This window comes from Qipengyuania citrea (genome assembly GCF_009828015.1).
GTDB classification, from domain to species: Bacteria; Pseudomonadota; Alphaproteobacteria; order Sphingomonadales; family Sphingomonadaceae; genus Qipengyuania; species Qipengyuania citrea.
On record NZ_WTYG01000001.1, the window covers coordinates 1,032,302 to 1,044,913 of the forward strand.

Consider the following 12,612-nt stretch of genomic DNA (forward strand, 5'->3'; position numbering starts at 1 on the left):
TAAGTCATGAACGAACTGACCAAATTCACCAACCAGCTCGCGAAGCCCGAAACTTTCGACGAGATCCAGATCGGCATCGCCAGCCCCGAGCGCATTCGCTCGTGGTCCTTCGGCGAAATCAAGAAGCCGGAAACGATCAACTACCGGACGTTCAAGCCCGAGCGTGACGGCCTGTTCTGTGCTCGCATCTTCGGTCCCGTGAAGGACTACGAATGCCTGTGCGGCAAGTACAAGCGCATGAAGTACAAGGGCGTCGTCTGCGAGAAGTGCGGCGTCGAAGTGACCGTGACCAAGGTCCGCCGCGAACGCATGGGCCATATCGAACTGGCCGCACCGGTTGCGCACATCTGGTTCCTCAAGTCGCTGCCTTCGCGCATCGGCCTGCTGCTCGACATGCAGCTCAAGCAGCTCGAGCGCGTGCTGTATTTCGAAAGCTACATCGTCACCGAGCCCGGCCTGACCCCGCTCGAGAAGTTCCAGCTCCTCACCGAAGATGAACTGCTCGAGGCGCAGGACGAGTATGGCGAAGACGCCTTCACCGCCAACATCGGCGCCGAAGCGGTCAAGACCATGCTGATGGATCTTGATCTCGAACAGGAAAAGGAAGACCTGCTCGAAGACCTCGCGACCACCAAGTCCAAGCTCAAGCCGGCCAAGATCATCAAGCGTCTGAAGGTCGTCGAAAGCTTCATCGAATCGGGCAACCGCCCCGAATGGATGATCCTCGAAGTCGTGCCGGTCATCCCGCCCGAACTGCGCCCGCTGGTGCCGCTCGACGGCGGCCGCTTCGCGACGTCGGATCTCAACGACCTCTATCGCCGCGTCATCAACCGCAACAACCGCCTCAAGCGCCTGATGGAACTGCGCGCGCCCGACATCATCGTGCGCAACGAAAAGCGCATGCTGCAGGAATCGGTCGATGCGCTGTTCGACAACGGCCGCCGCGGCCGGGTGATCACCGGCGCGAACAAGCGTCCGCTCAAGTCGCTGTCCGACATGCTCAAGGGCAAGCAGGGCCGCTTCCGCCAGAACCTGCTCGGCAAGCGCGTCGACTATTCGGGCCGTTCGGTCATCGTGACCGGCCCCGAACTCAAGCTGCACCAGTGCGGCCTGCCCAAGAAGATGGCGCTCGAACTGTTCAAGCCGTTCATCTACGCCCGGCTCGACGCCAAGGGTCTCTCGATGACCCTGAAGCAGGCGAAGAAGTGGGTCGAGAAGGAACGCAAGGAAGTCTGGGACATCCTGGATGAAGTCATCCGCGAACACCCGGTCCTGCTGAACCGCGCGCCGACGCTTCACCGTCTCGGCATCCAGGCATTCGAACCCGTGCTGATCGAAGGCAAGGCGATCCAGCTGCACCCGCTGGTCTGCGCGGCCTTCAACGCCGACTTCGACGGCGACCAGATGGCCGTTCACGTCCCGCTTTCGCTCGAAGCCCAGCTCGAAGCACGCGTGCTGATGATGTCGACCAACAACATCCTCTCGCCCGCCAACGGCAAGCCGATCATCGTGCCCTCGCAGGATATGGTTCTGGGTCTCTACTACCTCTCGATGGAGCGGCAGGAGAAGACGCCCGAGTTCGTCGAGGACAGCGATGGGAACAAGGTCGAGAAGCTGCCGATGTTCTCGGACATGGCCGAGGTTCACCAGGCGCTCGAAACCAAGCAGGTCTCGCTGCACACCAAGATCCTCGCCCGCGTTCCGCAGGCCGACGAAGATGGCAAGATCGCGATGAAGCGGTTCGAGACCACTGCCGGCCGGATGCTGATCGGCGAATGTCTGCCCAAGAACCACAAGGTTCCGTTCGACATCGTCAACCGTCTGCTGACCAAGAAGGACATCGCCGACGTTATCGACGAGGTCTATCGTCACACCGGCCAGAAGGACACGGTGCTGTTCGCCGACGCGATCATGTCGCTCGGCTTCCGCCACGCGTTCAAGGCCGGCATCTCCTTCGGTAAGGATGACATGATCATCCCCGAGGAGAAGGTCGAGATGGTCGAGAAGACCAAGGCGCTGGTTGCCGATTACGAGCAGCAGTACCAGGACGGCCTGATCACCCAGCAGGAAAAGTACAACAAGGTGATCGACGCGTGGAGCCAGTGCGGCGACCGCGTGGCCGATGCCATGATGGAAAAGATCAAGGCCCGCCCGATCGGCAAGGACGGGGTCCAGGCCGAGATCAACTCGATCTACATGATGGCCCACTCGGGCGCTCGTGGTAGCCCGGCGCAGATGAAGCAGCTCGCGGGGATGCGCGGCCTGATGGCCAAGCCGTCGGGCGAGATCATCGAGAACCCGATCATCTCGAACTTCAAGGAAGGCCTCAACGTCCTTGAATACTTCAACTCGACCCACGGCGCCCGTAAGGGCCTGGCCGACACCGCGCTCAAGACGGCGAACTCGGGTTACCTGACCCGCCGTCTGGTCGACGTGTCGCAGGATTGCACCATCGTGGTGCAGGACTGCAAGACCGAGAACTCGCTCGACATGCGGGCGATCGTCCAGGGCGGCAGCGTGATCGCCTCGCTCGGCGAACGTATCCTCGGCCGCACCGTGGCCGAAGACATCGTCAATGCCGCGACCGGCGAAGTGATCGCCAAGGCTGGCACGTTGCTCGACGAACCGATGATCAAGGTCATCGAGGAAGCCGAAGTGCAGGTCGCCAAGATCCGCTCGCCGCTGGTCTGCGATGCGCAGCAGGGCGTGTGTGCGACCTGTTACGGACGCGACCTTGCCCGCGGTACGCCGGTCAACATCGGTGAAGCTGTCGGCGTCATCGCCGCGCAGTCGATCGGTGAACCCGGCACGCAGCTGACCATGCGTACCTTCCACATCGGCGGTGCCGCACAGCTCAACGAGACTTCGCATCTCGAAGCCGTGTCGGACGGCAAGGTCGTCTATCGCGACATGCCCACCATCACCGACAAGAAGGGCCGGATCCTGTCGCTCGCCCGCAATGGCGAACTGGCCGTGATCGACGCCGAGGGCCGCGAACGCGAAATCCACAAGGTGCCCTACGGTACCGTGCTGATGCACAAGGATGGCGGCAAGGTGAAGGAAGGCGACCGTCTGGCGGAATGGGATCCGTTCTCGCTCCCGATCATCACCGAACAGTCGGGTGTGGTGAAGTTCCAGGACCTCATCGACGGCACGACCATGGAAGAGCGCGTCGACGATGCCACGGGCATCGCGCAGCGTGTGGTCACCGACACCAAGACCACCGGCCGCAAGAAGAACGAGGACCTGCGTCCGCGCCTGACCCTGTTCAACGATGCAGGGGACGAAACCGAAGCCGCGCGCTACATGCTGGCGCCGGGTACGGCCGTGTCGGTCGAGGATGGCCAACAGGTCGAAGCGGGCGACATTCTCGCCCGTGCCAGCCGCGAAGCCGCCAAGACCCGCGACATCACCGGCGGTCTGCCGCGCGTCGCCGAACTGTTCGAGGCGCGTCTGCCGAAGGACAATTCGGTCATCGCCAAGATTTCGGGCAAGATCGAATTCGTTCGCGAATACAAGGCCAAGCGCAAGATCGCGATTGTGCCGGAAGAAGGTGATGCAGTCGAATACCTGATCCCCAAGACCAAGGTGATCGACGTGCAGGAAGGCGACTTCGTGAAGAAGGGGGATACCCTGATTTCCGGTTCGCCGAACCCGCACGACATCCTCGAGGTGCTGGGCGTCGAGGCGCTGGCCGAATATCTCGTCAACGAGATCCAGGAAGTCTACCGACTGCAGGGCGTGAAGATCAACGACAAGCACATTGAGGTGATCGTTCGCCAGATGCTGCAGAAGGTCGAGATCACCAATGGCGGCGACACCGTGCTGCTGCCCGGCGAACAGGTCGACCTGGAAGAGCTGAAGGAAACCAACGCCAAGCTCGGGAAGAACAAGGAGCATGCCACCGGCACGCCGATCCTGCTGGGCATTACCAAGGCTTCGCTGCAGACGCGTTCGTTCATCTCGGCCGCTTCGTTCCAGGAAACCACCCGCGTGCTTACGCAGGCCGCGGTCGAAGGGAAGAAGGACACGCTGGTCGGTCTCAAGGAGAACGTGATCGTGGGCCGTCTCATCCCCGCCGGTACCGGCGCGGGCATGAACCGGATGCGGATCACCGCCTCGAGCCGCGACGCGGCGCTGCGGGCGCAGTGGAAGAAGGCGCAGGATGCGATCATCGCGGCCAACACCGCCGAGGAAGAGCACAAGGCGGAACTGGCCCAGGGCGCGGAAGCGGCCATCGGCGACGATCCGCTGGCGGCCGTCGAAGGCGAAACCCACGGCACCGATGCAGATGCCGGCGAATACCTCAACGAGGAAGCCAAGGACGGCGAATAAGCCGCACCAGCTTTAGCGCACAACATTGGCCCCGTCGGAGCAATCCGACGGGGCCTTTTCTTTGCCGAAACGGATTATACTTGGCCGGCTTCTGGCAAGTAGTTGGCGCTTGACGCAAACTTGTTGTAAATGCACGGTGAACCATCGTGTTGCCGCCCCGCGCGGCCACCACAGGCGCGGGGGGAGCGCGAACATGGCGGAGTTCGCAAGCGAACTGCCGGAAGCTGACGGGAAGGAAGGCACGAGCGAAGCCGTCGCGCGCCTGCTGCTGACCCGCCGGATGGAAGATTTCCGCGCCGGCGCCCGGCTGGCGCTGCTCCCGTCGCTCGGCTCGATGATCGCGCTGATCTACATGTTCAGCGACCGCGTTCCGCTGGCCGTCCTGCTCGGCTGGGCGGGCGCATTGGTGAGCGCGATCGTGGTCCAGCTCATCGCCGACTACCGGTTCACCTGCGCAGACGCGACGCTGGCCGGCCTGCGCGGCCACTGGCGCCGGCTGATGGCGCTGGAATGGCTCAGTTCCGCAATCTGGGCGGCGATGATCCCCTATCTGGCCACCGCCGCCGAGGGGCTGACGGCCGCCGTGCTCGCGGTCATCGCCATCACCCTGCTCAGCGGGGTCCTGCTGGTTTACCGCACCGCCCCGTCTGCCGCCCGCGTCCACATCGCGCTGCTAACCGCTTCGATCGCGGTCGCCACCATGATCCAGGCGGGCAGCGGCGGTTGGCCGGCGTTGTTGCTGCTTGCGGTCTTCGTGCTCGCGCTGGTCTGTTCGGTTCAGGCGCAGAACGGTCAGATCATCGCGGCGGCCCGCGCCGAAATCAGCCGGCGCGAGGCAGCGGGCACGGTGCGCATGCTGCTCTACGATTACGAGGAGCATTCGTCCGACTGGCTGTGGACCGTCGATCCCGCGGGCAAGCTGCGCGATGTGTCGCGGCGCTTTGCCGAGGCGGCGGGCAAGGCGGTCCACGAGCTCGAAGGCATGGCGCTGCTCGACATGTTCGCCCCGGGCGAGGACCGCGACCGGCTTGAGCGGCATCTGCTCGAACACAGCCGGTTCCGCGATTTCGTGATCAAGGTCAGGGTCGACGACGGCGTGCGCTACTGGAAGCTTTCCGCGCGGCCGCGCAGCGACGGGCGGATGAGCGGGGTCGCGCGCGATGTCACCGGCGACCGGCTGTCCGAAGACCGCGTCGCCTTCATGGCGCATTACGACAATCTCACCGGCCTCGCCAATCGCTACCTGTTCAACGAACGGCTGCGGTCGGCCCTGTCGCAGGACGACCAGCCGCAGAACGTCGTGCTGTTCTACCTCGACCTCGACAATTTCAAGGCGGTGAACGACACGCGGGGGCACCTGGTCGGCGATCGCCTGCTGCGCGAGGTCGGCACCCGGCTCGAAAAGGAAGTGCGCGGGCAGGACCTCGTCGCGCGGCTGGGCGGGGACGAGTTCGCCGTGCTGCTCGAAACGCGCGCCGGGGCAGGAATGCTGATCGAACGCGCGCACCGGTTCCTCGCCGTGATCCGCGAACCGTTCGAAATCGACGGGCATAGTTACCGGATCTCGGGCAGCATCGGCATTGCCAAGCGCTCCGACGGCTGCGGCGAGGCGGAAGAGCTGATGCGCCGTGCGGACCTGGCGCTTTTCGCCGCCAAGGCGAAGGGGCGCGACACCATCGCGCTTTATGACCATGCGATGGACCATGCCGCGCGCGAACGCCGCGAGATCGAGACCGATCTGCGCGAAGCGGTCGCGCGTGACCAGCTGAACATCCACTACCAGCCGGTGATCGATCTCGATTCGGGCCAGGTGTCGGGATACGAAGCGTTGCTGCGCTGGTACCATCCGCAGCGCGGCGTGGTCCGGCCCGACGATTTCCTGGGCGTGGCCGAGGAAACCGGGATGATCGTGCCGATCGGCGAATGGGTGATCCGCAAGGCGCTGGAAGAAACCTCGCGCTGGAGCGGCGATTTCCGCATTGCGATCAACCTTTCGCCGACGCAGGTGCGCAGCCCGCATCTGGTCGATGTCGTCGCGCGGGCGATCCACGCCTACGGCATCCGGCCCGCGCGCGTCGAATTCGAAATTACCGAACACGTGCTGATGCAGAAGAGCAATGTCTGTGTCGGCAATCTGGAAAAGCTGCGCGAACTCGGCGCCAAGATCGCGCTCGATGATTTCGGCGTGGGCTATTCCTCGCTCAGCTACCTGCGCCGCTTTCCCTTCGACCGGATCAAGATCGACAAGGATTTCGTCGAGGGAATCGAGACCTGTTCGGACAATAAGGCGATCGTTTCCAGCATCACCCGGCTGGCCGAAGCGCTGGGGATGGCGGCGACTGCCGAAGGCGTCGAAACGCGCGGCCAGCTCGATTTGCTGCGCGAACTGGGGTGCCAGGAAGCACAGGGCTATCTGATCTGCGAACCCGTGCCGGGAGAGAACTTCGCCACCGCCGATGCGGTCGAGGCCGCGATGAAGGCCGATGCCAGCGGCATCCTCGATTACCGCAAGGCGCGCGAGGCCGCGCTCAAGCGGCGCAGCGCGGGGACCGGCTGAACGCTCGCCAAGTGCGCCGGCCTCGGCTATCGGCGCGCGCATGACCATCGTCACACGCTTCGCCCCTTCGCCCACCGGGCGCCTCCATGTCGGCAACATTCGCACCGCGCTCCACAACTGGATGCTCGCCAAGCAGGCGGGCGGCCGCTTCCTGCTGCGGATCGATGATACCGACGCCGACCGCAGCCGCGAGGAATTCGTCGACGCGATCCGCAGCGATCTCGGCTGGCTGGGGCTCGCGAGCGATGGCGAGGAGCGGCAGTCGGACCGGCTCGCCGGCTACCAGGCGGCGTTCGACACGCTGCGCGAGGCGGGGCGGGTCTATCCCTGTTACGAAACGCAGCAGGAACTCGAGCTGAAGCGCAAGATCCGCCTCGGGCGGGGTCTGCCGCCGATCTACGATCGCGGCGCGCTGGAACTGGGCGACGCGGAGCGCGCCGCCAAGGAGGCCGAGGGCATCACCCCGCACTGGCGGTTCAAGCTCGACCACGGCGAAGCCATCAGCTGGCACGACGGCATCCGCGGGCCGCAGAAGTTCGATCCCGCCCAGCTGTCCGATCCGGTCATCCGCCGCGCCGACGGCAGCTGGCTCTACATGCTTCCCAGCGCGGTCGACGATCTCGCGATGGGGGTGACCAACGTGCTGCGCGGCGAAGACCATGTCAGCAACACCGCGGTGCAGATCCAGATGTTCGGCGCGCTTATCGCCGCGGGCGATGGTGCGGCGCAAATGCCCCGGTTCGCGCATGAGGCGCTGCTGGTCGGCAAGGAAGGCAAATTGTCGAAACGGCTCGGTTCGCTGGGCTGCGATGCCTTCCGCGAGCGCGGGTTCGAGCCGCAGGCGATCGTCGCGCTGCTCGCGCGGCTGGGCACGTCGCTTCCGGTCGAGCCGATCGCCGACCGGGGCGCGCTGCTCGAAACCTTCGACCTGGCGACCTTCGGCCGTGCCCCGGCGAAGTTCGACGAAGCCGAATTGGAGCGGATCAATGCCGCGCTGGTCCACCAGATGGACCACGCCGCGGTCGCCGACCGCCTGCCCGCGGGGATGGACGCCGCCGGCTGGCACGCGATCCGGCCCAATCTCGCGCTGGTCGGCGAGGCTGCCGAATGGTGGCGGCTGGTGACCGGTCCGATCGAGCGGCGCGAGTTCGCGGATGAGGACCGCGCCTATCTGGCCGAGGCGGTGCGAGCCTTCGGGCAGCTCGAGTGGCGGCACGATGACATCCGTGCAGAGCTCTGGAAAACGTTCACGCAGGTTTTGAAAAGGGAGACCGGACGCAAGGGCAAGCAATTGTTCCTGCCGCTGCGCCAGGCCTTGACGGGAATGGACCATGGGCCCGACATGGGCGAATTGCTGCCGCTGATCGGAGAGACGCGGGCACGCGAGCGGCTGGAGCAAGCCGCGCAAGGGTAGGGGAAACGCGATCATGGCCGTGACTTTGGGATCCGAGCTGGAACTGCCGTGCGGCGCCGTGCTGCCCAACCGGCTGGCGAAGGCCGCGATGACCGAAGGGCTGGCCACCCCCGACGGACGCCCCACGCCTGAACTCGAGCGGCTTTACGGGATCTGGGCCGATGGTGGTTCGGGCATGCTGCTGTCGGGCAACATCATCGTCGATGCGGACCATCTCGAACGGCCCGGCAATGTCGTGATCGACCGCGAACCCGATGCCGACATGCAGGCGCGGCTGGCCCGCTGGGCGCAGGCGGCGACCCGGCAAGGCAATCATTTCTGGGCGCAGATCAGCCATGGCGGCCGCCAGACGCAGAAGGTGGTCAATCCGCACCCCAAATCCTCTTCCGACGTCGCCCTGGCGCTCCCCGGGGGGCAGTTCGGCAAGCCGACGCCGCTGACAACGGCGGAAATTGCCGATCTGGTCGCGCGCTGGGCCATTGCTGCGCGCGCGTGCAAGGATGCGGGCTTCACCGGCGTGCAGGTGCATGGCGCGCATGGCTATCTGGTGTCGCAATTCCTCTCGCCGCGCGTGAACCGGCGGACCGATGAATATGGCGGCAGCCTGGAAAACCGCGCGCGGTTCCTACTCGACATCGTCGCCGCGGTGCGCGCGGCCGTGGGGCCAGGATTCCCGGTCTCGGTCAAGCTCAACAGCGCCGACTTCCAGAAAGGCGGGTTCGATTTCAGCGACAGCCTGAAGGTGGTCCGCTGGCTCGAGGCGGCCTCGGTCGATCTGATCGAGATTTCGGGCGGCACCTACGAACAGCCCAAGCTGCTGGGCGTGGCCGGTCAGGAAGCCGAGGACGAACAGGTCGTCGCGCCCTCGACCGCGGCGCGCGAGGCCTATTTCGTCGATTTCGCCAAGGCCATGCAGGCCGAGGTTTCGGTCCCGCTGATGGTCACCGGGGGCTTTCGCAGCCGCGCGGCGATGGAGCAGGCGCTGACCAGCGGCGCGGCCGATGTGATCGGGCTGGGCCGCCCGCTCTGCGTCGATACCGATGCACCCGCACGGCTGCTCGAAGGCGCGGAGCAGTTGGCACGATATGAGGACGACCTCGATCTGGTGCCCGAATGGCTCGGCTTCCTGAAGCGGTTCCAGATGGTCAAGGCGATCAGCGGTTTCGCGGGAATCTACTGGTTCTACCAGCAGCTCTGGATGCTCGGGCACGACGGGCGCGTCGATCGTGACTTCCCCGTGTTCAAGGCCTTCCGCCTGGTCGATGCGCGCGGCAAGCGGATCATGAAAGAGCGCGCCGCGGCCTTGTAGCGCGCGCTCCGGCTCCCCAGTTCTTCGCGGTCATGCTTGCTTCCCTCTGCCGATGGCCCCTGCGCCTGTGCGCTGCGATGCTGCTGGCAGTGCTGTGCGCGCAGGCACTGCCGCATCAGCCGATCTCGCCCGATCGCGGGCGCGGCGCGGTGTTCAGCGCAGCCACGGCGGATGTCACGCTGCCGCCGGGCGAGGGCGAGACGGCGCAGGTCTGTCCGCTCGCGGCGCCATGTCCCGACAAGCGGCTGGCCGATGCCGCTGCACTGCCGCCCCTGGCACTGGCGGCGGCGCCTGCAACACCCCAGCGCTGGGCGGCGCATCGCGTTCGCGGCCCGCCGCTGCGCCCCCCGCCGCGGTCCATCGCCGCCCCCCGCGGACCCCCGCACCTGATCTGAACCGCCACGCGTCCCACCGGGCGCGGATTCCCGTTCAGACAGGACATGACAGATGACTATTCCCACCGACGGCGGCCCTGCCGTCCACGACCGCTTCGACCGGATCGAAGCGCTGCTGCACCGCTATCCCGCCATCGCCGAGACCGAGCGCGCCGAACTGAAACGCTGGTTCACCAAGGAGGCGACCGCCTTCGAGGTCGCCAGCCTGTCGAGCAAGGACGAGCTCCGCGCGAACTATCGCGCTTTCCGTGCCGAACACGTCGACCGGCTGACCATGGCCGAGCTGGCCGCGATCATCATCGCCAGCGTGGTGCTGCTGGGGGCGATCGCTTTCGTTGCGCTGAGCGGCTGAGCGGCTGAGCGGCTCAGCGGCTGGGCAAGCGGCGGCAGGCGGGGCAATCCGCGCCCGCCTGCCGCGGCATTAGCCGCCGTGCTTGTCGAGCTCGTCGCCGCTCACGGTCACCACATGCATCAGATTGGTCGATCCCGGCGTGCCGAAAGGCACCCCGGCCAGGGCGATCAGCTTGCTGCCCGCAGCGCTGAAGCCGTGGCGCAGCGCCATGCGCTTGCCCTTGGCAATCATTTCCTCGAAACTGCCGATGTCCTTGGTCGCCACGGCATGCGCGCCCCACAGCAGGCCCAGCCGGCGCGCGGTCTTCATGCTCGGCGTCAGCACCAGCATCGGCACGCTGGGCCGTTCGCGCGCCACGCGCCGCGCGGTCGAACCCGAACCGGTGAACACGGTTATCGCGCTGATCGGCACCGTATCGGCCACCGTCATGCAGGCATGCGCCAGCGCATCGGCGGTGGTCGCATCGGGCGGCGTGTCGAGGAAACGCACGCGGTCGAGATAGGCTTCATCGGTTTCGACCTGCCGTGCGATCTTGTGCATGATCGTGACCGCTTCCTCGGGCCAGTCGCCCGCCGCGGTTTCGGCCGACAGCATGACGCAATCGGCCCCGTCATAGACCGCATTGGCCACGTCGGAGACTTCGGCGCGCGTCGGTGCGGGGCTTTCGATCATGCTTTCGAGCATCTGCGTCGCCACGATCACGGGCTTGCCCTTGAGCCGCGTCGCATTGACGATCTTCTTCTGCAGCGGCGGGACTTCCTGTGGCTCGAGCTCGACGCCCAGGTCGCCGCGGGCGACCATGATGCCGTCGCTCATGTCGATGATTTCATCGAGCCGGTGCACTGCCATCGGCTTTTCGATCTTGGCGCACAGCGCGCCGTAGCCGCCCATCAGCTTGCGCGCTTCGGCAAGGTCTTCGGGGCGCTGGACGAAGGACAGGCCGATCCAGTCGACCCCCTGCGCCATGGCGAAGGCCAGATCCTTGCGGTCCTTGTCGGTCAGCGCGGGGATCGGCACTTCGGCATCGGGCACGTTGACGCCCTTGCGGTCGGAGATGACCCCGCCGACTTCGGCCGAGCAGAGAATTTCGTTTTCGTCCGCGCGGATCACCCGCAGGCGGATCTTGCCATCGTTGATCAGCAGCCGCTGGCCCTTGTCGAGCAGGCCGAACAGTTCCGGGTGCGGCAGCTCCACGCGCGTGTCGTCGCCGGGTTCGGGATTGCGGTCGAGCGTGAAGTGGCCCGAATGCCGGATGACCGCCTGCCCGTCCTTGAACTTGCCCACCCGCAGCTTGGGGCCCTGCAGGTCCGCAAGGATCGCGATCGGGCGCATGAACCGCTTTTCCAGCGTGCGGATCGTTTCGATCGTCTGCGCGTGATCGGCATGCTCGCCATGGCTCATGTTGACGCGGAAGGCGTCGACCCCGGCCTTGAACAGCCGGGCGAGCATTTCGGGAGAGCGGCTGGCTGGGCCGACGGTTGCGAGGATCTTGACCTTGCGGCCACGAGGATCGAGCTTGGGGGCGGATTTGGCCATGGGCATCGCCTATGGCAGCGGTGTGCGACAAAGCAAGGACGATACGATCATGACGACGAATGCACACGATGCGCTCGATACGCTGCCCGATGCCGTAGCGGCAGCGGCCTTCCGCCGGCTCGTGCGGCATTTGCAGCACCGCCACGACGCGCAGAATATCGACCTGATGGGGCTATCGGGCTTCTGCCGCAATTGCCTGGCCGACTGGATCCGCGACGCGGGTTTCGAAGGCGACAAGGCGGCCGCGCGCGCGCTGATCCACGGCATGCCGCAGGAGGAATGGAAGGCCACCCGCCAATCGCCCGCGACCGAGGAACAGCTGGCGCTCATGGAGGCGAGCATTGCGAAAAATCGCGTGGAGTAACGAGTCGGCGCCTTCACCCTGCATCGCCTGATGGCTATCGCACCGCCAACCGATTCTCATTTCTTACCGGAGCACACCCCGAACATGGCCGAAGCCACCGACGACCGCCTGCGCCTGCTGATCGAGCGTATCGAGCGCCTCGAGGAAGAGAAGAAGGGCATCGCCGACGACATTCGCGACGTGTACGCCGAATCCAAGGCGGTCGGGTACGATACCAAGATCATGCGCCAGATCATCCGCCTGCGGAAGATGAAGCCCGACGAGCGCAGCGAACAGGAAACCATCCTCGATACCTACAAGGCCGCGCTCGGCATGGGTTGAGGCCTGGCTGCGGCGGGCTGCCGGAACGG

9 protein-coding genes are annotated in these 12,612 nt (G+C 65.6%); 8 read left to right on the top strand and 1 reads right to left on the bottom strand.

Features of this window, described 5'->3' with window-relative positions; translation table 11 throughout:
• The first annotated feature begins 6 nt into the window (after positions 1 to 6).
• The 6 genes from rpoC (at position 7) to GRI55_RS04945 (ending at position 10,362) form a co-directional block, all read left to right on the top strand.
• Positions 7 to 4,335: a DNA-directed RNA polymerase subunit beta' gene (rpoC, locus tag GRI55_RS04920; protein ID WP_050601756.1), complete on the top strand. Its 4,329-nt coding sequence runs from the start codon at positions 7 to 9 to the stop codon at positions 4,333 to 4,335.
• Between the two features lie 193 nt (positions 4,336 to 4,528).
• Positions 4,529 to 6,892 (top strand): putative bifunctional diguanylate cyclase/phosphodiesterase, encoded by a 2,364-nt coding sequence (locus GRI55_RS04925; RefSeq protein WP_160766358.1) that lies wholly within the window; start codon positions 4,529 to 4,531, stop codon positions 6,890 to 6,892.
• A 40-nt stretch (positions 6,893 to 6,932) separates the two neighbouring features.
• Complete coding sequence (gene gltX / locus GRI55_RS04930; protein ID WP_160766359.1) at positions 6,933 to 8,306, top strand: glutamate--tRNA ligase; 1,374 nt, start codon at positions 6,933 to 6,935, stop codon at positions 8,304 to 8,306.
• Between the two features lie 13 nt (positions 8,307 to 8,319).
• Entirely contained in the window at positions 8,320 to 9,615 is a 1,296-nt protein-coding gene (locus GRI55_RS04935) for an NADH:flavin oxidoreductase/NADH oxidase family protein (protein ID WP_160766360.1), read from the top strand.
• A gap of 32 nt (positions 9,616 to 9,647) precedes the next feature.
• Positions 9,648 to 10,010 carry a hypothetical protein gene (locus tag GRI55_RS04940; RefSeq protein ID WP_160766361.1) on the top strand — a complete coding sequence of 121 codons (363 nt, stop codon included), beginning with the start codon at positions 9,648 to 9,650 and terminating at the stop codon, positions 10,008 to 10,010.
• Between the two features lie 52 nt (positions 10,011 to 10,062).
• Complete coding sequence (locus tag GRI55_RS04945; RefSeq protein ID WP_160766362.1) at positions 10,063 to 10,362, top strand: hypothetical protein; 300 nt, start codon at positions 10,063 to 10,065, stop codon at positions 10,360 to 10,362.
• Between the two features lie 69 nt (positions 10,363 to 10,431).
• On the opposite strand, the gene pyk is transcribed toward GRI55_RS04945, so the two are convergent.
• Positions 10,432 to 11,898 (bottom strand): pyruvate kinase, encoded by a 1,467-nt coding sequence (pyk, locus tag GRI55_RS04950; protein WP_160766363.1) that lies wholly within the window; start codon positions 11,896 to 11,898, stop codon positions 10,432 to 10,434.
• Positions 11,899 to 11,947: 49 nt separating this feature from the next.
• Between pyk and GRI55_RS04955 the strand changes: the two genes are divergently transcribed.
• Both GRI55_RS04955 and GRI55_RS04960 read left to right on the top strand, forming a co-directional pair.
• Positions 11,948 to 12,262 (top strand): DUF1244 domain-containing protein, encoded by a 315-nt coding sequence (locus GRI55_RS04955; protein ID WP_063506200.1) that lies wholly within the window; start codon positions 11,948 to 11,950, stop codon positions 12,260 to 12,262.
• A gap of 84 nt (positions 12,263 to 12,346) precedes the next feature.
• Complete coding sequence (locus GRI55_RS04960) at positions 12,347 to 12,583, top strand: DUF2312 domain-containing protein (protein WP_050601763.1); 237 nt, start codon at positions 12,347 to 12,349, stop codon at positions 12,581 to 12,583.
• Positions 12,584 to 12,612 lie beyond the last annotated feature (29 nt).